Genomic DNA, 20,769 nt, shown 5'->3' on the forward strand with positions numbered 1-20,769 from the left:
GCGCCATGAATCGAATCGCTGTGTACTGCGGCTCCTCGAGCGGCGACTCGAGCCTGTTCAAGCTTGCTGCCACTGAGCTGGGTGCACTGATCGCCACCCAGGACATGGCCCTGGTTTACGGCGGCGCTCGCATTGGTTTGATGGGCGCTGTTGCTGATGCCGCTTTGGCGGCTGGAGGGGAGGTGATCGGGGTGATCCCCGAGGCGTTAACGCAGGATGAAGTGGTGCACTCCGGTTTGACCCATCTCGAGGTTGTGGGATCGATGCACGAGCGCAAAGCGCGAATGCTCGACCTGGCCGATGCAGCCGTTGCCATGCCCGGAGGCCTGGGAACCCTCGACGAGTTGTTTGAGGCCTTGACCTGGGCTCAGCTTCGTTTTCATGCCAAGCCGATCGGCATGCTCAATATCGATGGCTACTTCGATGCGTTGCTGAGCTTTTTGGATCAAAGCGTTTCGACGGGCTTTCTCTCGCAGCGGAATCGCCAGCTCCTCCTGGATGCAACAACGCCAGAATTGCTGATCGATCGACTCCTCAACGCGTCCTGATGCAACGCATGGTTTTGCTTACCGGAGCCAGTCGTGGCATCGGACGTTCCATTGCCAGACGGTTGCTCAAGGATGGTCACCGCCTCAGCCTTGGTCTGCGGGATCCGCAGGCTCTAAGGGGAACAGACCTGGACGTCGGTACGGTGCTGCATCACGCCTACGACGCCAACGATCCAGCCAGTGTTGAAGCCTGGGTTGACAGCACCGTTCGTCGCTGGGGTGCCATCGACACCTTGATCCACTGTGCGGGGATTTTGCATCGAACCCCGTTGTTGTTTGCGGATGGCGAAGAGCAGCAGCTTGATGAACTGTGGGCAATCAACGTGAAGGGGCCCTGGTGGCTGACCCGTGCGGCCTGGCCGTATCTGGTCAGCAGTGGCCATGGACGAATCCAGATGCTGGTGTCGATGAGTGGCAAACGCGTCAAAGGTCGAATGGCGGGTTATCCCGTGAGCAAATTCGCCTTGATGGGGCTCTGTCAGAGCATGCGCAATGAAGGGTGGGACAAGGGGATTCGAGTGACCGCCATCTGTCCCAGTTGGGTCAACACCGATATGGCTCGTGCGGTGACGGCCGTTGAACCTGCCGCGATGACCCAACCCGAGGATCTTGCGTCTCTCTCGAGCAGCCTGTTGTCGATCCCCAACGCCGCCGTTCCGTTCGAGTTGGCGATGAATTGCTCGCTTGAAACCTGAATCTTCCAGTGAGGACGATGTCGCCGTCAGATGATGTCGCCCAGCGTCCCTGCCTTGCGATGTGTCTTCTGGCGGCGATTGGCCTGCTGGCTCCACGCCTGGTTTTGGTGTTGATGTGGTTGATCAACAGCAGTTTCGTGCTGCAGCCCTTCAGTGGCACCAGTGTTCCCAACCCGTTGCTTCCCATCCTGGGTCTGTTGTTTCTCCCCACCACAACCCTCGGCTATTGCTGGGCTGCGGCCTCGTTCGGGGGCGTGTCGTCGTTCAGTGGCCTGTTGGTGGTGTTGATCGGTTTGATCATCGACTTTGGGCTGATCGGTAATGGCCGTGGTGCTGTTCGTCGTTGAAGATCATCCCCGTGGAAAACTGCGCCATCTGCCAGCTTCATCTTGATCCCACCGCGCAAGCGCGGTATGAGATTCAGCGCTCTGAACTCTGGGTTTTGCGGCATCACCCGGACCCAGCACCCCTACCAGGTTGGCTTCTCTTGGATTCACAAAGGCACTGTTCCGGCCCCGTGGATTTCACGGCGGCCGAGGCTTCTGATTGGGGGTGCGCTGTTCGCGATGCCAGCGATCTTGTGAAACAGATCAGCGGATGAGAGCGCGTGTATGTCATTGCCTTTGGTGAGGCAGCCCAGCACCTTCATCTCCATCTCATCCCACGACATCTGAATGAACCGGCCTCCAAAGCGTGGGCGGTTGCCGACTCGTACCGGGACATGGATCGCGGCGATCGAGCCGCCGCTGATCCTGCCGTTGTGGCAGCGATGGTGCAACGCTGTCGATCGTTGCTCAGCGCCCCGGGTTGAAGCGTTTGCGCGTCTTGGTGCCGTTGGCGTTTTGCTTGAGATTGCCCAAGGGCCAGCCCAGGTGCCTGAGATGGCTCACCGTGTTCGGCGATGCGCTAAAGCAGTTTTCGCTGTAGCTGCTGGCGATACCGATCTCTTTGAGGGTGAGTAACAGCAACCTCTGCTCTCGACGTGTACCCCGACGGTTCGCGAGAAGCACGAAGTCGCGTTCGCGGAGCTGTTCACCGATCGCATCGATGTTCTCGGAATACCCCAAGGAGAGAGTTTGATCAATAGCGCGATAGGCGGTGTAGATCCGCCCCTCAGGATTGTTCTCGAGGGTTTGCACCCTTTCGCTCAGGGCAATCACGGCGTCCATCACCGGAGCCTGAAGCGCTTGTTCGATCTGATCAAGCTGCACGATCACAACCCTCCCACAGCCAAACGTTCATCACAGGCAGCCTCATAGGCGCGGATGGCTGCGCTGGGAATGGAACCATTGCTTTTGAGTTGGCGCACCGACAGCTCCACGCACTGAAGTACAACGCTGGTCAGCTCACGTCCTTCGCACAGGGCCCAGCCGCGAAGAAGCACATGAAGGCTCGGTGGAACGGAGACCGTGAGCTTCACCTGGGTCTCTCGAGTGGAGGTTTTGATCATGACCCGTCTGCTGCCGGAGCATCCCCAGGGTAGCTCGAGAGATGCTGCTGAGCAACTCTTGAGTATCTGTCGGGTGTCTTTGGGGTTGCTTCGGGGTTTCTCCTCTGCATTGCTCGGCCCTGTGGCGTGACCGCCAGGGTGCTGCTTGCATAGCTGATTCGTGGGCCACCCCGTTGAGGTGCCAGGCCTGAACCATCTGGCTGCAATTGTTGTGCCTCTATGCCGTCAATTCAGCCCTGTCTGGGCTGCCATCTTTCCTTGTCCCGGTGATTCCAGGTGTTGATTGTTGAGCACCCAGGCGAAGTTTTTTTATGCAAAATCTGCATATCCATGGATATGATGTAGGCGTGGATTCTTGGGAGCAGATGGGCGCAACTTCGGTTCAGGCTGACAAGGTCGTCAACGTCAGAATGTCTGAATCGGAGCACACTCTGTTGAAGGCCTATTGCGCTTCGATGAATCGAAGCATGCAAGACGTGCTTCGTGATTTCGCGTTAATGCAAATCCAGAAGCAACGCTTTTGTTGCCGCCTTGTGCGCTCTTTGATGGATGAGCATGGGATCGAACAAGACCCCAGAGCTCGTAAGCCTTGTTTTAGTTACGCCTGTTATTACTGCCGCCATGCAGAGTCATGCATGGCTGGTGAAACTGATTCACTTTATATCCCCCGCCAGGAGATCCGTGAATTGGTTGCTGAGGAATCGGCTTATATCTTCGACTTTGACGGCAGCAGTATTGAGGCTCCCACCCAGATGGGCTGATCAGATTTCAATTGTTTAGTCACTTCACCCATCGATGCACGAGCCTTAACGTCAAGAGATTGATCGAGGCCGACGAGGTAGGAATCAGATTGAGTCTTGGGCGCAATTTGTGGATGTCCAGAAATCCCAGCGCAACCCCTTCAAAAATGCGGACGATTCGGCTCATAGTGGCACCGCCAAGTCGCTAATCGGGCTTGGAAGCCGGACAGAGCGATGTCCGACGCCTTTGTGTTTGACTCCTGCTACTGCAGTGGTCAAATCCATTTGTTTCTTAAGAAACCTGGTGATGAATCGATCTGCAGTGATTGGCCCGTCAAGGTATCGACGTGGTCGAATCGCTCCGGTGGTGCATCACCGTCGGCCACACAACATTTCCTGATTCATTTCAAGACCAACGATCGTCTAGATCATTGATTCAGGTGGTTCAAAACGGAGAGGGTGGGATTCGAACCCACGGTGCCCGTGAAGACACGCTGGTTTTCAAGACCAGAGCCATAAACCACTCGACCACCTCTCCAGGCGGGTCAATCCCTTGGATCGACTTGATTAGTCTACCCAATCGTCAACGTGGCTTGAAGCTAGTGCTGCCAATGGGTCTGCTGGACTAGTGTATGAGGAGAACAGGCTTCAAAACAGCTCGTTCCAGCACCTCGACAACTTGGCTGCAAGCGTGCCCTAAATCGGGCGTGCCCTAAAACGTGCCCTAATTGTCCGAGGGGCTGACTTCAGCTGTCAGGCAATTGGTAGAAGAGGTCTGCTCCGCGCAAGCCCTTCTTCCAGCGGTGCTTGACTTTGGCCTTCTGATTGGTGGTGAGGCTGTTCCACTGCTCAAGCGTGCATTCGTATCGCTCGAGCGATCGGGCGGTACGCATGTTTAGGTCTAGGTGCTGGGTTAAGCGTTCACCACGCATCCCTTCGGAATAGCGCCCTGCGATCTTCAGTCGTTGCTTGTCATTGAGAGTCAGGTAGAAGTCAGGATCGATTCCGTATTTCTCGGCGGCACCGAGCTTCTGTCGCAAGCCAGCCCGCTCGTATCGGTTCTCGCCATCAAGGTCCTTCATTAGGTCCTCTGGCTTGAAGCCCCCGTACTTGAAGCGGTCGACGACCTTCTTCTTCAGTTCCGTGGGCAAGGCGCAGTAGGCCTCCACATCGACACCCATCTTTTCTGCTTGAGGTCTTGCGACTTCATCCCAGTAGGGCTTAAGAGCCTTCCTCCTTGCTGGGGTCATCGCTTGCCCCGTCTTGGTTGCCGACAATTTGGCTCTGCACTCCTCGGACAATGTCCGTCCTGTGAGGGCCTCGGAGTGCCTCTTGCGCATCTCCTCTGTCCAGACACGGCCAAGACCTCCTGTCTCACCACCATCTGTCTGGTTCCGAAGAATCCCGGTTCCAGTGTCCTTGCGCCCGTAATGGGCGATATAGAACTGCTCCCATGCCTGAGCTTCCTTATGCGTCAGGCCTGATCGCATGCACCGGATGTAAGCCCGATTGGGTGGGATATGAACTGTGTGGTGGGCCGTTATGCGGTCGCGCCTCTTGGCAATCCCTACGTAGTAAGGGGTCTGATCCTTCTCTCGCAGATAGCAGTAGACGAAGCAGCACTCGACTTTTGACCAGTCGACGGGCTTCAGGTCCACTGCACCGGCTGAACTCTGCTGATCGACTCTAAATATCGATCGTTTGGCCGTCTTCAAGAGCAGTGAGCTGCGCTTTGATCGCTTCGATCTGCTCTCGCTGCTGTTGGTCCACAACACCGGTTTGCAGGATTTTGAACGCCTCTGAGATAGCGCTCACAGCGGTGTAACCCTTCACCCGCTCATCTAGTCCCAACTTGATGAGACGTTCAGCCAGCTTTGGTGCTGCTTCGGCAAACAGCGTCTGTGCTTGCTGGAGGTTGCCTCTGATCTGTTCGTTCAGAAATGGCTCTGCCTGTGGATGCTTTCGCCACTTCCGAAGGTTGCGGACATCGACACCCGCTCCAGCAGCGCAATCAATCCAAGACGCTCCAGCAGCACGCAAAACAAGCGCCTGTTGGATTTGTGGTGGCAGATCCTGTTCCTCACGGAATGGCCTGCCTCTACGTCCTTCTGGCATTTGTACGAAGGCTTGAGTCATCAGTGACCAGTGATTCCCCACTGCTCACGCGCTTGAGCTGCTGCAACCTCTGAAACAGGGTTGGCTGCCATGCGCTGAAGCAGCGACATCTCAGACCATTCGCGTTGTCGTTTCAGTTGCTCCTGGTGGATTGCTTTCTCACGTTCACGAGTGGCTTGCCTGGTGCGTTCCAGGATTGATTCACGATGCTGATCAGCAACGGCTGCCCAGTCGTCGTAGTTGCTGGCACGTAGGGCAGAAGCATCTTCTGGATAGATCTCACCCTTCGCCATACGCATGGCGACATCAGCAGGTAGTGGCGCTCCATGACCGCCAAACATCGCCTGCCACAAACGAGGGTTCTTCTCTCTGATCGCCACTTGAACCGAGAGACCAAGATCTTCCGGCTTGGATGGCATTGCAGGAGTAGGCGTTCCAGGGAAAAGGCTCTGGTACGTGCTGACGAAGGCTTCGATGTTGCTCATGGTTTAGGTGGCCTCTTGTTTATGAGGTTCAGAATTCCTGGGCTTTGTTTGTCCCGTTGAACTTCTGGCGGTACCCCCTGTGTTCTCCAAATACGGAAAGCACGAGCGGCCCATGCTTCAGAAGATTGAGATGAGTAGGGATACAACTGCTTGGCACATTTGTTCGCCCTGCTCATCATTGACCACTCAGCAGAAGTGAGATCCCAATCGGAACTCATGCGAGTGGAAGAAATGACCGCAACTAAATCTTACCTGCCTTTATTGCCCCATGGCATCCATCTAAATGCAGTGCATTTGAATTAACTAGAGATTGCATGTTGACGATTACTCCTTGGGTATGTATTGTTATCCCAGTAAGTTCCCCGCGCTAGGAATTGCGATTAGCAAATCGCTACCCTACCCCCTAATTGCATAGGCATTGCTAATAAGTTTAGAGATAATAATTGAACTAAGTATTGCAGATCCCAAAGTCTCATAATATGGACATCAGTGATAATGATTGCGACTTTGATTAAATAGTCTGTAGGTCTACTGGGTAATAAGTAGGTAATAAGTCCTCTACCCTATGGAAGAGGACAACGCAGTCTCTGCCTGGCCTCTGAACCTCGGTAACTAAATAGATCTATGAAGAAAGATCGCTTCGGTCGAGCACGTGTTCTCTCGACTGCCGAGCTTGATCTGCTTCTGGATGCTTTACCTGAGAACCATCGTGTCTTAGCCACAGTGCTGAGACGCACTGCTGCTCGGGTGAGCGAAGGCTTGCAGCTCAAGTGGAGGTACGTCATGGAGAACCAGTTGCTCCTGACCGCTCCAACAACAAAAGGATCAGCAAGAACCAGAACCGTTCCAATCCATCCACAACTTGCAGCCGAGTTAGCAGCTTGGAAGCGAGTTGCGAATCCAGAGAACGATCCAGATCAATGGGTCTTCCCTGGTCGTAACCCTGGAGAACATCTCACTAGGCGTGGTTTCGATCACGCATTACGGAAAGCAGCCAAGTCGGTGGGACTGGTGGGTGTCAGCACTCACACGTTCCGCCGTTCTTTTTTGACTTCTTCTAGTGAGAACGGAATCCCATTAAGGGCGATTCAAAGTATCTCCGGACATCGGAGTCTCGGTCAGCTTTCAACCTATTTGGAAGTCTCTGATCAGGCGAAGAACGACTGTGTTCTTGCTGGTGCGTGAATGGCGTTTTTGACGGTTTCGTCAAAGCAGCACCTAAGTGGTGGTGTGGCCGAAATGGGCCATACCATCACTCCCAGTTCAATGGCGCTTCAATCGTCACCACTAAGTCGCCATCCCTTGCATCAGCGGGGTATGGCTCGTCGTGGTTTCGAGTGAATACACGCATGTGAATGGCCTCTTGCCTCCGCTTGAGGTCTTTCAGGCGTCTATTAAGGGCCGCCAGTTCACGTTCCAGGCTCATGATTTTTTCTCCTGAAAAACGCGGGCCGTCAGAACGTCGAAAAACCGGGTAGCCAATGGTCTGCACTTAGTGGTTTTGGTGACACCACTGTCATCAGAGCGCCGGGGGTAGATCCATTGTGTTGCAGTCGGTTTGGGCGTTTTACGTCCCAAAAACCGCCGGACTGCTCTCACTTGACCCGCACCCGTGCGGGAAGTGTCATCACTGTTTTCACTGTCATCACTGTTTTCAGTGTTTACAGCGCTTTCGCCTGCACTCGACGTTCCAGGGGCAAGGGCTGGAATCACAGTTTTCGAAACCGGAATTACCGGTTCTGAACCGCTGTACGTCATCCGTTCCAAACCCCTCTTATTAGTTCTCCTCTTAAGGGGGTGTTGGTTATTGATGATTGATATGACTAGATCCTTTGCCCTGGAACGGTTCTGGCTGTCTAAACCGCTGATGGAACGGGTGATGGTTGATGGAACGTCCTGTTTCCATCGTTCCCTCACGCTTCCATCACACCAATAGACGTCTAGATCCATTGGTATTGCTTGCCTCTGGAGCGTTCCACCATCAAAGGAGCTGCACCCCCTAGTGGTTTTCATTAGGCCCCCTTCAGCTCATAGACACCACGACTGACTTTTCGCAGTTGTCCACCGTGACGACTCAGATCAGCCAGCGATCGTTCCACTGTTGCTGAAGAAACGTCTTTGATCTGAGCTTTCAGATCCTTGGCTTTCCAACGGTTACGGCCTTCACGGGTTTGATCACGGAAAAACTTCAGCACCATGTCTGACTTGTCTTTGACCACTGCTGTGTCGTCACAACACACATGCAGGCCGTCTTCGATTGTTGTGTGGAACGCTCGGCGTCCATACACAGGGTCTTTCCAGACAACGATTTCTCGTATGTCGAGCAGTTCATTGGCGTTACGCCCTTGAACAGACTTGAACTGAACGGTCTGATCGGCAGCTTCCGACCATGCCTTCGCTCCAGCACCCTGGTTTTGGTCAACACCTAGGTGATTGATCAGAACAATGGCGCACTTGCAGGGCATGGCGATTGACTCCCTGAGCATCGTCACCAGTGAGTTAACGCTGGCGTTATCGGCGTAATCGAACCCCGTTCCAGAGCACATGCCCTTAACGGAGTCGATGATCACCGCATCAAACTGTTTTTCCTCAAGCGCTTTCCTGATCTGGATGAACCCAGGAATGGATGCCTTGAAGCCTGAAACACCTTGTTCAGCATCAGGAGCCCACACCTCAAATCGTTCAGCAATGAGGGGATCAACGTCCATTCCGAGCTTTTCAAACTCGGCTTTGAACCTTGGCGCTCCAGCATCTGCCTGAACAAACAGCACCTTCCCCGGAGTTCCGGGGAACTCTTGATCAAGGAAACCAGTGCCGTAAATAACGGCTCTTGCAGCACCCAATGCTGTGCTGGTCTTCCCGTCAGTAGAGCCACCAAACCAATGGGTCACACCACCACGCGGCCAGAACCCTGGAAGCGTGTATTTCAGTGATGTGACCTTGGAGAGGTCAATGGCTCCCACCTTGTGCTCTTTGGCCCCGTAATGGTCTCTGAGGAGCCCTAAGAGGTCTGGCATTAGCTGTTTGTCGTTCTTGCGGAACTTCTGCCGCATAACCGCAGAAGTGAACTCGTACTGGTCTCTGTTGTCCCGTAACAGGGCTTTGAACATCCGTTCCAACAGAACCGTGTAACCGCAGTCTTTGTCGGGTACAGCGTCCTTCAGTGCCTGGGTCTTGCGTTGGTGAGCTTCGAGAAGCTCCTCAACCTCGCAACAGGCATTGGCAAACCATTCACTGATTCGAACCTCCTGGTTGGTCCAATCAGGTGCGACATCTTCCAGCTCATTGAGAACAGTCCAAAGAATGTCCATCTCTTTGAACAGGGGGCAGAGCGCTTTGCGACTCAACCTTCCTGTGTAAGAGAGGGCTTTCTCAAACTCAGACCGCATTGGTCTGACCGGTGCGTCATCAAATGGCTGGAAGTTAGACGTTTCCTTGATGACCTCTATCGGTAGGTCTTCGTAATCCGGCAGGTTCTCGCTAACAGCAACAACCTCCGGTTCAGGTTCTGGATCGCCATTGATCAAACGTTCCAGTCCTTGGATGATTTCATCCTTTGGACGCACTCCATGAGTCCATTCAGGTGCTCTGGTGTCTTTGGGCCCACTCTCTGGGTTGAGATGGAAACACAGAGCGTTGTAGATCGCTACATGTACTGGGTCTTCCCAGTCGTAGTAATCAAAGTGATCCTTCCAGATTTGGAACCCTTTCCAACGCTGTGTATTGGGTCGGCAACGCTTTCCTTCAGGAACGTTCCAAAGCCAAGCATCGGCATCACACCAATGCTCCAGAACGCAATGGGTAGCTGCCTTTAGCCATTCGGCTGAAGTTGTTATCTCTGCCATGATGGACCTGGATAAGTAGATGGGCCCCTAACCCTTCAGGGGCCTTTTTCTTGTCAAAAAGCGTCTGGGTCGTAGCCAATCTCTTGGCACGCCTCATGCAGCATCCGACGTATCAGTTGGGCAGGGTCTCGACCTTCAGTAAGAGCAACCGTTCGAATAAATACGGCAAGCCGTTTCTGCACTCGAAAGGTCATCTGATCTGCAAGTGGAGCACCTAATTTCTCCCGCTGGTAGTAGTCCACTTCGGAATGTCTACTCATCGCTAACAACGTATGAGAAACCATTCGTGTGCACTACATCGCCCTGCAAATCACGTTCAGCCCTGTGCAACCTTGTGCAGTTAATGAGCTGAAGACGCAGTGGTGGGTCAACGGCCCACTGCTGGAATGTCTCCTTGCAGGCATCAACGTCGTAGAGGTACCCAGCATTACGCCAGGGGCCTTTACGGATCCAATGCGTTCCAGCCTTGAACAGACCTTCTCGTCTGTACTTGTGAAGGGTGTTGCGGTGCAAGAACAGCGCAGCACTCGCCTGGTTGGTTGGAAGCCACCTCATTGGAGTTGCTCCCGGTAATAACGGATCCAGCCGTTGAGGATGTGACGCCGCTTTCGAGCAACACGCCTCACTTCCTCAGACAGCTCCATGTCATTGATTTCGCCTTGAACCTCTTCGAGGCGATACAACGCATGAGCCAGCGCTTGAGGCATCCGATATTTCAGCTCGGGGTAATACTCGAACTGAGTTGGACTGATGAGGTCCGTTCCAGAAAAACCGATTCGATAGTCGCGGTAGGTCATGCCAACCCCCTGACGTCTTCAACGGCGTCATGGCGGTGGTATTCCCAGTCAGTCCTTTGCCCTCGTTTGACGGCTCTGATGCTGCTGGAACGAAAACGACCTTCGTTGCGATAACTGGTAATCGTCTTGGTGCTTAGGCCAAGAAGACGACCCAGCTCACGTGGAGGAATCCACGTATTGATCGAATCTGGTGATTTCTCAATCAGCAGATTGATGTCATGACGCATCTGCCGAATTTCGGCAGTCAACGTCGCGATGAGCGACTCGGACACTATGGAAACAGCGACGGAACTGTGTTGGTTTCTCTCCTCTCGTTCCGTCGAAAGTGTCGGCTACGTCTAGCAACGCATCTGGATTGCCCCCAGCTGGCCCTGCCTTTTTCACCATCAATCTGGTGTGCAGGATCGTGATGCCTTAATTGCGCAGCATCCCTTGGAGTAACTAGCTCTTCAGGGACCGTCCCACCAAAGAGGAAAGGTGGTCTTCCAAGACACTACCCGGAAAATTCCCTGTGGTCTACCTTTGCTTTGGTTCAGTGGTTTGTGTTCTACATGGCACTTCAGCTCTCGCAGATGAATCTTGGGTGGCTGGTTTCCTTTGCTCAAGCCATTGATGAGCTAATCCCAGCTCCGGACATGGATGTTGTTATTGAAGCTGCAAAACGGGCTTCTCGTGATGACATTCTTTCTCGCGAAGGAGAACTTAGATCACTTTGCGGCAAGGCCGATGTAAGTGTTCTTTCTAAGATGCGGCACGAAGATCTTCTCGCTTATTCCATCTTTCGGGCTGGTGAATATGCAGATGTATTGTTTTCCGAGTCTGGCGATGCTGGTGATCGCAAGTTCGGCAAGGTTGTGCGCTGCCTTTACAATATGCTGGCGAAAGCTGCATTTGAAAAACATCAAAACATATTCAATATCGAGTATTTTCAGTTTCTTGAGGCTGCAGCTTACATTGCCGAGCCAAGTTCCAGTGAAGTGATTCAAATCTGTCTGAACCAGTACGTTCAGGACGACGCATACATGCAGATGTTTGGCACTCCTCTGATGATGATGATGGTTGGGCATTTTGCTTCTGGCAAAACCAAGCCTTGTGATCAAGCGGCTAAATACTTCACGGATGGGGTTGTTATTACGATTGCTCAAAGTATCGCCAGCGAAGATACAAAGAAAATGGCACTTCAAATGTTGTCCCCAATTGCAGCGCGCATGCGGGGATAGCTAATTGAGCTATGTGTTTCTGAGCAACTTGGCTTGCTCCTCCATATCCCTCTTCTCTATCGCATTGGCGTAGGTGGAGGTGTGGAGCGCCAGAGAGTGTCCTGCTGCTCTTGCAGCTAGTCCATCGCTGAACTTCGGATCAAAGATCGAGCGGATGCACCAGCTATGGCGAACATTCTTGTTCGAGAGCTTGGTGCTTCCGTTCCATCGCTTCTGGAGCCATTTGTTGAACATGTCGGTTTGGCTCTTGGCAGCATCGCTGTCGTAGTCCTCGCCATCAGAAATCTCAAACGGTTTCTGCACGTTCAATAAGTCCAACCGTTCCACCAAATCAAACGGCAGTGCGATTGCCGTTCTTGGCTTGGGGTCAAACCCTTTCTGCTTCAACGTCAGCACTGATGCCGTTCCACCATCACCCGTTGGAACCAGCGAATACACCTCACTGACTCGGCAGCCGTAAACGACCAAAGCAGCGAAGCACCAACCGAAACGCCCGTCATGCCGATGCTTCTCAGCAAAGGCGAACAGCTCCTCATCAGTTGGGAGCTTCGGAACCTTGGCAACGTATTTGGTGTGAACCTTCTCCAGCTTCTTGATTCCAGGGAGGTCAGCGAATTTCGCTAACGCCTTGGCTTTCTGGCAGAACTCATGCCGTGGCTTGCTTCCTGGCTTCGTGGTTTTCGCCACTTCAACCAGCAGATCAACAGTCAGCAGGTCTTTCTGGTTTGGAATCCGGTTGAACTGCACCTCGTAGGCGTACCAAGAGCGCTTGGCTTGGGACCTCTGAGCTGTTGTGTCGAGAGTCTTGTCATCCCACCAATCAACCTTGAACCGTTGGACCCATGCCTCAACGGTCTGACTTTCGGTCTGAACCTCTGCTCTCGATTGGACCTCTTTTGGTGCTGCGATCCAGTTGGACCAGGCAAACGATCCAAGAGATTTCTCAGCCGCAAGCTTCTGAGCGAGTTTTAGACATCGCTTCAGTCCTGGAGCGTTGGCATCACATCCTGTTGGTATGTCGTATTGGGTGAGTTTTTGGCTTCCATCTTTTGCTGGTAATACTGATCTGAGGCAGAGCTTGTTTCGTCTCTGCCGGATCGTGACGCCAGCCTTGCTGTTCTTGAGAACAACGTTGGACTGCTTGAGCTGCTCCGATATGTCCTCCAACTGGAGCGTGCCCTAAAAACGTGCCCTAAAAGCTACCGGGTGACGACCTACTTACAACCGGTAGACAAGCTAGATCCAGGTTCTAACTACCCAGAGAAAACGCCGAGATCCCTTCCAGCGCAATAAAAAAGCCCCGCGCTCACGGGGCTCAAATCTTTTGGTCAAATTCTTGGAGCTTTAGTCGTCAGTGGTTTTCAAGACCAGAGCCATAAACCACTCGACCACCTCTCCAGAGGGTGTCAGGTGTCCCGCAGGACACCTGACAACTGTATCGGGACGTGCTCCCAGTTCAGTTTTCCGGCTTGGCTAGAGGCAGCAGACACTTATCGGAATCACACCCGGCCGGGCCCGCTTCGGTCAGCTCGCCCTGGTCGTAACGCTGCAGTGCTTCGAAGAAATCACTGCTGACGCGACGCTTCACCACAGCCGATTGCAGCTCCTCGTAGGTGGCTGCATCGATCGGCTCAAAGGGCAGGCGGGGGAAGGTGGCATTGGCATCGAAGCGAGCCAGAAGTGCTGCTGAGATGTAGCCCTCGCCCTTGTCCATAGCTTGATGCAGAGCATCAGCCAAGGGTTCGATTTCGTGCTCGCGGAATTCGATGGTGGCGGAGGTGTTGTGGGCGGTGTAATGCCGCTGCACCTGCATGTAGAAATCGAATTGCGCCATCGCACTGAAGCCGTTGATGTCAACGGCATCAGCACCGGGCAGGTTGGCCCAGCTCACCTCGGTGGGAATCTCCACCAGCCATTCGGTGCAGCGGGGATCGAAGGGGTCATTCAGCAGACGGCCTTCCTCATCCTTGTCGGACTGGGAGGGAACGATGGTGTAGCCGTAGTCCATGCAGGCCATGGCCACGGGGTCGTTCTTGCGGAAGGTGATCCGACGGATGAAGCGCTGAGCTTTGGGCGGATGCCAGCCGGGGGCAGCACCGGTGAGAAGGCTCTTGGTGCCAGCAGGCTGCACGGTTGTGCAGCGGTTGGGACGACGCAGGCCATGACGGTCGCAGTAGTCCCAGACCGTTTGATTGACGATCTCTTTCCAACGGCTCAGGTAAGCGGCTTCTTGCTCCTTGAAGCGCAGCCCCTCCTCGGTATCAGGCCGGCCAGCCTCCCACCAGCTCAGCCATTCCGTGCCGAAAGCATGGACGAAGAAGTCGAACAGACCGGTGAAGCTGACGCCAACGATCGGGTCCCATTCACGGCTCTGGCGGTAGCGCTCCACCTCAAAGCGATGGTTGAGCAGACAAGCAACCGAGAGGGCACCTGCACGGAAGGCATCGGCCTGTCCTTCCTCGTCGCTGGGGTCGATCTGGTTGAGGTGTACCTCGGCCAGATTGCAGTGGAAATCGGCACCCAGAATCTCGCCGCAGGGATTCAAGCCGTAACGGCTGAGGCGGTGCTCCAGCTCGTCGGCGTCGATGGGGCCATGGTTATCGGACAGCCAACGCCCCGCTTCCTCACGACCCTGGTCGCAGTAGATCTCAATGAATTCCGTTCGCAGCTCAGGGGTGGTGAGCAGATCGGCATTGGAGCGAGCGATCGCTTCGGGAGCGAACTGGATCGCGCCTTCGCCGGAGTGGAACTGCTTGGTCACCGCTGCGTGCACCACGTCCTTGCTGGGACGGGTGTGATACACGCGGGTGTGGTTGGCCATCCGCAACGCATCACGCTCGGGGTCGATCCTCCAGTTGCCCTCCTCGTCTTGCTGCCAGAGGTTGTCCTTGGAGGACGCAGCCGCCTGGTCGTCCGAAGCGAACTGGCGCATGCCGGCGCTGCGCCGGATGTTTCCAGCCACGATCGTGACGGCGGCTTCGTCGATCAACAGACAGCACTCGACTGAGGTGAGCCGACGGCCCTGGGCCTTGTTCAGCAGCCGAGCAACGCGCCCGTAGAGATCCTTCAGCTTGACGGGGTTGGCCATGCCGCCGAAACCCTTCAGCGTTTCCCCAACAGGCCGCACATCGCTGAGGTCCACCTCGATCTGAATCAGACCTCCGTTGAACCGTTCATCGCTGCTGAGCTCGAGCATCAGCTGGTAGCTGTCCACCCAGCCGCGACGGGTGTCACCCACCTTGATAGTTACCTTGTTGCCATCAATGCTGTGGGTGCAGTCGTCCTGGCGCTCAGCGGCAGGAGTGATGCCGATTTCGCTGACGCTGAGAACTTCAAAACTGTTGCGCACCACCGGAAGCCGGTCGATCAGGTGCGGCTCGATGATGGCGCCGGTGCCACAGCCCATCATCGCCAGGTCCATCATCAGACCAAAGGCTTGCCAATCCACCAGGTTGGTCGATGTGCAGTTGTAGGAACCCGAGAAGTTTTCGGGCTGCTCGATCCAGCGGGTACCACCGATCCAGAGCCAGCGGCCGGAGGGAAGAGCTTTTTTCTCGGCCTGCATGCGAGCCAGCAGGGCAACTTCCGCATCGTTGAGGTTGCCCAATTGACGCAGGCCTTCCAGGTTTCGCGCGCCCACCTGACTCCAGCTCTCACGGCCGCTGGGGGCTTTGCGGCTGTAGGTGCGATAGAAGACCGGGTTGGCAGCAGGAGCGGTTGCGGGGAAGTCGCCGAACCCGGCGACAGCTCCCGCAGAGGTCTCCACACGATTTGGAGTGAGGGTCACGTGCGGTGCTGGGGCGAAGGACAAGTATCGAAACCCTAACGCCACAGATGGGGGTAGCAAGGTCTCTTTACCACCATCAACAGTGTCCCGTTCAAACTAAGCTCCGAATCGGCAGCAAATGATGCAGCGGCGGCTGGAGCCTGAGTTGATGAACGGCGACACGCAGGTGCAGGCCTATGCCGCTGCCGACTTCAGTTCCGGCGATCAAGCCACCATCGAAGCGATTCAGCGTCTCCTCTCACGCACATCGCCTTTGCCGCCTGATCCACTGGTGGTGGACCTGGGTTGTGGCCCTGGAAACATCACGCTTCGGCTGGCCGGCCTCTTCCCCAAGGCTCGGATTATCGGCATTGACGGAGCCGAATCGATGCTGGCTGTCGCCCGGGAGCGGGCCCAGCAGCAGCAGCTGGAGATCTCCTTCCTTTGTCAGACCCTTCAGGAGGTGCTTCGAGGTGCTTTGCTTGAGCAGGCTGATCTGATCGTCAGCAACAGCCTTTTGCATCACCTGCACCAGCCTGATCTGCTCTGGATGGTCACCAGAGACTTGGCAGCACCGGGTTGTCGCACCTTGCACCGCGATCTGCGGCGTCCTGCTTCCGACGCTGAGATTCAACAGCTGCTGCTCAAACACCTGCCATCGGCTCCAGAGGTGTTGCAGCACGATTTCGCTGCCTCGCTGGCGGCGGCCTTCGAACCTCAGGAGGTGACCGCAGAGCTCCACCGGCTTGATCTCGACGAGTTGACGGTGTCGGCGGAGGACGACCGTTATCTGGTGGTGTCAGGCTTGGTGAAGTCCTGAAATCCGATGAGCGGCAGTCAAGCGACCACTGATGGTGATCTGGCCCAGGTTTTGGCCTCGGCGGTGGATCGCCGTCGCAACTTTGCGATCATTTCCCACCCGGACGCGGGAAAAACAACCCTCACAGAGAAGTTGCTGCTCTACGGCGGTGCCATTCAACAGGCCGGTGCGGTGAAAGCCCGGGGTGAGCAGCGCAAGGTGACCTCCGACTGGATGGAGCTTGAAAAGCAGCGGGGCATTTCAATCACCTCCACGGTGCTGCAGTTCGATTACGACGCCACCACGATCAACCTCCTGGACACGCCAGGTCACCAGGATTTTTCCGAAGACACCTACCGAACTCTGGCAGCGGCGGACAACGCCGTGATGCTGGAGGATGCCGCCAAGGGCCTGGAGCCTCAGACCCGGAAGTTGTTCGAGGTCTGCCGTATGCGGCAGATCCCGATCTTCACCTTCATCAACAAGATGGACCGCCCGGGGCGGGAACCGCTCACCCTGCTCGATGAAATCGAGTCGGAACTCGGCCTCACCCCCTGGGCGGTGAACTGGCCGATCGGCAGTGGCGAGCAATTCCGAGGTGTGATCGATCGCCGCAGCAAGGAGGTGGTTCTGTTCAGCCGTGCTGAACGCGGCAAACAGGCCAGTGAGCAACGCCTCTCGCTGGACGACCCTGCCCTGCGCGAGTTGGTGGAAGAGGACCTGCTGGATCTGGCCATTGAAGAAATGGAGTTCCTGGAGGCGGCTGGTGCCGAGCTGGACATCGAGATGGTCCATGCCGGTGAGCTCACCCCGGTGTTCTTCGGCTCGGCCATGACCAACTTCGGGGTCCGTCCGTTCCTCGACGCCTTCCTTGAGATGGCGCAACGGCCGATCGCCCGATCCAGCAGCGAAGGTCTGGTGGACCCGTTGCGTGAAGGGTTCAGCGGCTTCGTGTTCAAGCTTCAGGCCAACATGGACCCCAGGCACCGCGACCGGGTGGCCTTCGTTCGTGTCTGCAGCGGCCGCTTCGAAAAAGACATGACGGTGAAGCACGCCCGCACGGGCAAAGCGATCCGTCTCTCACGTCCTCAAAAGCTGTTCGGTCAGGACCGAGCCGTGGTGGAAGACGCCTATCCGGGTGATGTGATCGGTCTCAACAACCCCGGCATGTTTTCCATTGGCGACACCCTCTATGTGGGTTCGAAAGTGGAATACGAAGGCATTCCCTGTTTCAGCCCTGAAATTTTCAGTTGGCTGCGCAACCCCAACCCTTCAGCCTTCAAGAACTTCCGAAAAGGGGTGAACGAGCTGCGGGAAGAGGGAGCTGTGCAGATCCTTTATGACACCGACGAGAGCAAGCGGGATCCAATTCTGGCGGCCGTTGGACAACTCCAGCTTGAGGTGGTGCAGCACCGGCTTGAAAACGAATATGGCGTGGAAACCCGTCTTGAGCCCATGGGTTTCCAGGTTGCCCGTTGGATCAACGGCGGTTGGGCTGAACTCGAAAAGGTGGGCCGGATTTTCAATTGCAAAACCGTGCGTGATGCCTGGAATCGGCCTGTGCTGTTGTTCAAGAACGAGTGGAATCTCAACCAGCTTCGGGAAGACCACCCCGATCTTGAACTCAGCAGTGTTGCCCCGGTGGTGAGTGGAGTGGAGCCGATCAGTCTCTGAATCGCGCCGATCACCCCATCCACACCTCCACGGCTCTCTCGCCAGAATCGTGCCGCGCCTTCAACTTCCGTGAGTACGTTCTGGCTGCTGAGGAACAGCGCTGACGGCGGCACCGAATACGTGTGTTTCCGTGGTGATGACGAATCGGTGGAAATGCTGGAGGGCTACCACCTTCCTCCTCAGATGCCGTTGATCAAGCGCCGCTCCTGGATGAACCGGGTGGATGCCCTCAGCTGTCGGAGCAGGCTGGAACGCAGCGAAGGTTTTCGTCACGGTGCGCCCCTCTTCTGAACAGGCCCCGATACGCTCATCAAAAGGAACCCGATCGACGCAATGGCAGCCCTGGGTGAATCTGGTCCCGATGCAAACGCAGATGATCCATTTGCCCGTCTCGGCCTGAGCCGTGATGCGGGCTTTGATCAGGTTCAGGCGGCCAAAGCACGCTGTCTCGCCGAGGTTTCCGGTGATGATCAGGCCCGAGCAAAGATCGAAGCGGCCTACGACGCTGTCCTGATGGCTCGCCTGCGGGACCGGCAACAGGGTCAGGTGAGTGCTGCTGCAGCGACGGCATCGGAGCGGGAGGCCATGGCGGGATCCATGCCTTCTCCGCCAGCTCAGGCACCGATGGGCAACGTGTTGGCGAATCTCCGCAACAGGCTGCCCGATCCCTCCCCGACCCTCTCCGGCCTCAAGCCTGACTGGGCCCTGGTGGAAGGGCAGGGGCGTTCCGTTCGCCTGATTGCAGGGATCGTCGGCGTTGCTCTGTTGCTGATCTCGGCCGGGAGCATTCAGTTGGTGCTGGCCCTGGCAACCATCGGCGTTTTTCTCAGTCAGGTTCGCCGTGGTCGCCGCCCACTGGCATCCCTGGGCTGGACGTTGTTGGTGCTCATCCTGGGCTTGGCGGCAGGCTCTTTGCTGAACCTGGCGCTCTCCCCCACTGCTGTTGAACAGCTGGCTCTCAGCCCTCTGCAGATCCAGGCTCTGCCTGCAGCTCTGCTGCTGTGGGCTGCAGCCCTGTTCCTGGCCTGAGCATCAGGCCGCCGTCGGTAGTCCGTCAATCAGCTCCTGCAGCTCCGCAGCGCTCACGTCATAACGGTCGTTGCAGAAGTGGCAGGTCAGTTCCGCGCCACCGTCCTTGTCACGCATGTCTGTGAGTTCGTCCCTGCCCAGCAGGAGCAGTGCCGCTTTGCTGCGTTCACGGCTGCAAGGACAGAAAAAACGAAGTTCCTGACTGGCCTCGGCATCGTCGAGGGGTTTGGGATCAAGGTCGGGGAAGACGTCCCGAAGCAGATCCTCCAGCTGGTCTCCACTTGCCGCCAGCCGCTGACTGAATCCAGTGATCTCGCGGCAACGCTGTTCAATCAGCTCCACTAGGGCCGGCTCTTCCGCTGCTTTGGGAAGGATTTGAACCAGGAGGCCACCGCTGGCATGGATGCCGGCGCTGTTCACTTGCTCACCCACAAACACGGCTGAAGGAGTTTGTTCGGAGTGGAGCAGATAGGAGGCCACATCCTCACCAATTCCTCCACTGACGAGTTCAACGGTGCTGTTGAAGGGCTCACCCTTACCGTCATCACGCATCACGTGGAGGTAGCCGGTGCCAGCGGCCTCCTTGAAGTTGAAGCTGAAATGGCCTGCTTCATCCTGAATCGGGTCGAGTTCCAGGCCCGGCTCGCCCACGTACCCACGCACGGTTCCGTTACGGCCGGCATCCACCATTAAATTCTTGATCGGTCCGTCGGAACCGAGGCGCAGGTTCACCCGGCCGTGCCGCACCTTCATCGAACTGGCCAGCATCAATCCAGCGGCCATGGCTCGTCCGAGCATCACGCTGGCGAGGAACGACAGACCATGGCGCTCCCTCGCCTCACGCACGATGTTGGTTGTTGATACCGCCACCAATCGGATGCCGCCCTCAGCGGCTGTTGCACGCACCAGCCGGTCGGCCATATCCCCTCGGAAGCTCAGGGCAATGTAGTCATCGGTTCGAGCCGCCCGCCCTGCAAGCGCAGTCTTTGGCAGTCCCAGTCCTGAAACAGCTCGGGTTCATGGGTGACCACGATCAACACCTGCTCACGGGCGAGGTCGGCGAGCAAATCAAGCACGTCCCGTCGCACCGACCAATCCAAACCTGCGGTGGGTTCATCCAGGAGGAGCACTTCAGCGCCGCGGAGCATTTGCACGGCGAGGGCAAGCCGCCGTTGCTGTCCGCCGCTCAGCCGTTCTGGCGCCGTTGTGGAGGCGATGCTGTCGAGGCCAACCCGTTCGAGCACGCTCTGTTCGCGCTCATGACCGAGCCGCCGATGCCCCAGCCGCAGTTCCTGAGCCACGCTCAGCCCGAGGAAATGGCGCTCAGGAAACTGGAAAACGATGCCGCAAAGCCAGCGCAGCTGCCGTCGTTTCACTGCGCTGCCGTTCCAGCGGATGCTGCCAGATGTGGCTGATGCCAGGCCACTGATGATTTCCAGCAGCGATGTCTTTCCGGATCCACTGGCGCCAGCAATCAGCAGCGGCCGTCCCTTCTGCGTCTGAAAACCGACGCCGTCGAGGATGGGAGCACCGGCAGTAGCAGGTGCATAAGTGATTCCTGAGAGCTCGAGCATGCGTTCAGCTTGAACGATGATGACGGTGTCGC

The 20,769-nt window shown here is 56.1% G+C and carries 24 protein-coding genes and 1 tRNA gene; 11 read left to right on the forward strand and 14 right to left on the reverse strand.

Going from position 1 to position 20,769, the window contains the following annotated elements; translation table 11 throughout:
• Nucleotides 1-5: 5 nt before the first annotated feature.
• From DXY03_RS02615 to DXY03_RS12805, 4 genes are all read left to right on the forward strand, one after another.
• A complete protein-coding gene (locus tag DXY03_RS02615; protein WP_244272220.1) occupies nucleotides 6-548 on the forward strand; it encodes a TIGR00730 family Rossman fold protein in 543 nt (180 codons plus the stop codon).
• Nucleotides 548-1,243 (forward strand): SDR family NAD(P)-dependent oxidoreductase, encoded by a 696-nt coding sequence (locus DXY03_RS02620; protein WP_115008981.1) that lies wholly within the window; start codon nucleotides 548-550, stop codon nucleotides 1,241-1,243. The genes DXY03_RS02615 and DXY03_RS02620 overlap by 1 nt, the downstream gene beginning before the upstream one ends.
• A 59-nt stretch (nucleotides 1,244-1,302) precedes the next feature.
• Nucleotides 1,303-1,590, forward strand: a complete 288-nt coding sequence (locus DXY03_RS02625; RefSeq protein ID WP_115009267.1) for a hypothetical protein — start codon at nucleotides 1,303-1,305, stop codon at nucleotides 1,588-1,590.
• A gap of 260 nt (nucleotides 1,591-1,850) precedes the next feature.
• A complete protein-coding gene (locus DXY03_RS12805) occupies nucleotides 1,851-2,054 on the forward strand; it encodes a hypothetical protein (protein WP_371637571.1) in 204 nt (67 codons plus the stop codon).
• Here the strand turns inward: DXY03_RS12805 and DXY03_RS02635 are convergent.
• The gene (locus tag DXY03_RS02635) at nucleotides 2,038-2,460 is read right to left on the reverse strand and encodes a hypothetical protein (protein WP_115008982.1); all 423 of its coding nucleotides are present in this window, start codon (nucleotides 2,458-2,460) and stop codon (nucleotides 2,038-2,040) included. The two genes, DXY03_RS12805 and DXY03_RS02635, sit on opposite strands and share 17 nt — an antisense overlap.
• Entirely contained in the window at nucleotides 2,457-2,693 is a 237-nt protein-coding gene (locus DXY03_RS02640) for a hypothetical protein (protein WP_006850194.1), read from the reverse strand. The genes DXY03_RS02635 and DXY03_RS02640 overlap by 4 nt, the downstream gene beginning before the upstream one ends.
• Nucleotides 2,694-3,004: 311 nt before the next feature.
• Between DXY03_RS02640 and DXY03_RS02645 the strand changes: the two genes are divergently transcribed.
• Nucleotides 3,005-3,454, forward strand: coding sequence for a hypothetical protein (locus tag DXY03_RS02645; RefSeq protein WP_115008983.1), 450 nt, complete (start codon nucleotides 3,005-3,007; stop codon nucleotides 3,452-3,454).
• Nucleotides 3,455-3,884: 430 nt separating this feature from the next.
• Here DXY03_RS02645 and DXY03_RS02650 read toward each other — a convergent pair.
• The 4 genes from DXY03_RS02650 to DXY03_RS02665 form a co-directional block, all read right to left on the reverse strand.
• Nucleotides 3,885-3,971 (reverse strand) — tRNA-Ser (locus DXY03_RS02650).
• A gap of 208 nt (nucleotides 3,972-4,179) precedes the next feature.
• Entirely contained in the window at nucleotides 4,180-4,710 is a 531-nt protein-coding gene (locus DXY03_RS02655; RefSeq protein WP_206749717.1) for a hypothetical protein, read from the reverse strand.
• A 409-nt stretch (nucleotides 4,711-5,119) separates the two neighbouring features.
• Nucleotides 5,120-5,569: a hypothetical protein gene (locus DXY03_RS02660; protein WP_136987616.1), complete on the reverse strand. Its 450-nt coding sequence runs from the start codon at nucleotides 5,567-5,569 to the stop codon at nucleotides 5,120-5,122.
• Nucleotides 5,569-6,033: a hypothetical protein gene (locus tag DXY03_RS02665; RefSeq protein ID WP_136987617.1), complete on the reverse strand. Its 465-nt coding sequence runs from the start codon at nucleotides 6,031-6,033 to the stop codon at nucleotides 5,569-5,571. The genes DXY03_RS02660 and DXY03_RS02665 overlap by 1 nt, the downstream gene beginning before the upstream one ends.
• Before the next feature lie 624 nt (nucleotides 6,034-6,657).
• On the opposite strand from DXY03_RS02665, the gene DXY03_RS02670 reads away from it, so the two are divergent.
• Nucleotides 6,658-7,218: a tyrosine-type recombinase/integrase gene (locus DXY03_RS02670; protein WP_115008987.1), complete on the forward strand. Its 561-nt coding sequence runs from the start codon at nucleotides 6,658-6,660 to the stop codon at nucleotides 7,216-7,218.
• Nucleotides 7,219-7,285: 67 nt separating this feature from the next.
• Here the strand turns inward: DXY03_RS02670 and DXY03_RS11790 are convergent, their stop codons facing one another.
• The 4 genes from DXY03_RS11790 to DXY03_RS11795 all read right to left on the reverse strand — a co-directional run bounded on the left by DXY03_RS11790 (nucleotide 7,286) and on the right by DXY03_RS11795 (nucleotide 10,947).
• A complete protein-coding gene (locus tag DXY03_RS11790; RefSeq protein ID WP_136987618.1) occupies nucleotides 7,286-7,525 on the reverse strand; it encodes a hypothetical protein in 240 nt (79 codons plus the stop codon).
• Nucleotides 7,526-8,045: 520 nt separating this feature from the next.
• A complete protein-coding gene (locus tag DXY03_RS02675) occupies nucleotides 8,046-9,878 on the reverse strand; it encodes an AAA family ATPase (RefSeq protein ID WP_115008988.1) in 1,833 nt (610 codons plus the stop codon).
• A gap of 551 nt (nucleotides 9,879-10,429) precedes the next feature.
• Nucleotides 10,430-10,675, reverse strand: coding sequence for a hypothetical protein (locus tag DXY03_RS02685; protein WP_115008990.1), 246 nt, complete (start codon nucleotides 10,673-10,675; stop codon nucleotides 10,430-10,432).
• Nucleotides 10,672-10,947: a hypothetical protein gene (locus DXY03_RS11795; protein ID WP_136987619.1), complete on the reverse strand. Its 276-nt coding sequence runs from the start codon at nucleotides 10,945-10,947 to the stop codon at nucleotides 10,672-10,674. The genes DXY03_RS02685 and DXY03_RS11795 overlap by 4 nt, the downstream gene beginning before the upstream one ends.
• A gap of 279 nt (nucleotides 10,948-11,226) precedes the next feature.
• Here DXY03_RS11795 and DXY03_RS02690 point away from each other — a divergent pair, with 279 nt between their 5' ends.
• Nucleotides 11,227-11,895, forward strand: coding sequence for a hypothetical protein (locus DXY03_RS02690; protein WP_136987620.1), 669 nt, complete (start codon nucleotides 11,227-11,229; stop codon nucleotides 11,893-11,895).
• A gap of 9 nt (nucleotides 11,896-11,904) precedes the next feature.
• Here the strand turns inward: DXY03_RS02690 and DXY03_RS11800 are convergent, their stop codons facing one another.
• Together DXY03_RS11800 and nrdJ are read right to left on the reverse strand one after the other, a co-directional pair.
• A complete protein-coding gene (locus tag DXY03_RS11800) occupies nucleotides 11,905-12,582 on the reverse strand; it encodes a site-specific integrase (RefSeq protein WP_206749718.1) in 678 nt (225 codons plus the stop codon).
• A gap of 769 nt (nucleotides 12,583-13,351) precedes the next feature.
• On the reverse strand, nucleotides 13,352-15,682 hold the full coding sequence (gene nrdJ / locus DXY03_RS02700; protein WP_115008993.1) for a ribonucleoside-triphosphate reductase, adenosylcobalamin-dependent: 2,331 nt from the start codon (nucleotides 15,680-15,682) through the stop codon (nucleotides 13,352-13,354).
• 148 nt (nucleotides 15,683-15,830) lie between these two features.
• Between nrdJ and DXY03_RS02705 the strand changes: the two genes are divergently transcribed.
• The 4 genes from DXY03_RS02705 to DXY03_RS02720 all read left to right on the forward strand — a co-directional run bounded on the left by DXY03_RS02705 (nucleotide 15,831) and on the right by DXY03_RS02720 (nucleotide 19,163).
• Nucleotides 15,831-16,481, forward strand: coding sequence for a trans-aconitate 2-methyltransferase (locus DXY03_RS02705; RefSeq protein WP_371637575.1), 651 nt, complete (start codon nucleotides 15,831-15,833; stop codon nucleotides 16,479-16,481).
• Nucleotides 16,482-16,487: 6 nt separating this feature from the next.
• The gene (locus DXY03_RS02710; protein ID WP_115008995.1) at nucleotides 16,488-18,134 is read left to right on the forward strand and encodes a peptide chain release factor 3; all 1,647 of its coding nucleotides are present in this window, start codon (nucleotides 16,488-16,490) and stop codon (nucleotides 18,132-18,134) included.
• A gap of 69 nt (nucleotides 18,135-18,203) precedes the next feature.
• Nucleotides 18,204-18,425 (forward strand): hypothetical protein, encoded by a 222-nt coding sequence (locus DXY03_RS02715; RefSeq protein WP_025362298.1) that lies wholly within the window; start codon nucleotides 18,204-18,206, stop codon nucleotides 18,423-18,425.
• 42 nt (nucleotides 18,426-18,467) lie between these two features.
• Nucleotides 18,468-19,163 (forward strand): CPP1-like family protein, encoded by a 696-nt coding sequence (locus DXY03_RS02720; RefSeq protein WP_115008996.1) that lies wholly within the window; start codon nucleotides 18,468-18,470, stop codon nucleotides 19,161-19,163.
• A gap of 3 nt (nucleotides 19,164-19,166) precedes the next feature.
• Here the strand turns inward: DXY03_RS02720 and hslO are convergent, their stop codons facing one another.
• Together hslO and DXY03_RS02730 are read right to left on the reverse strand one after the other, a co-directional pair.
• Entirely contained in the window at nucleotides 19,167-20,084 is a 918-nt protein-coding gene (gene hslO / locus DXY03_RS02725) for an Hsp33 family molecular chaperone HslO (RefSeq protein ID WP_115008997.1), read from the reverse strand.
• A 14-nt stretch (nucleotides 20,085-20,098) separates the two neighbouring features.
• Nucleotides 20,099-20,737, reverse strand: a complete 639-nt coding sequence (locus tag DXY03_RS02730) for an ABC transporter ATP-binding protein (protein WP_115008998.1) — start codon at nucleotides 20,735-20,737, stop codon at nucleotides 20,099-20,101.
• Nucleotides 20,738-20,769: the final 32 nt, after the last annotated feature.

The organism is Synechococcus sp. N5 (assembly GCF_900473925.1).
Classification (GTDB): domain Bacteria; phylum Cyanobacteriota; class Cyanobacteriia; order PCC-6307; family Cyanobiaceae; genus Parasynechococcus.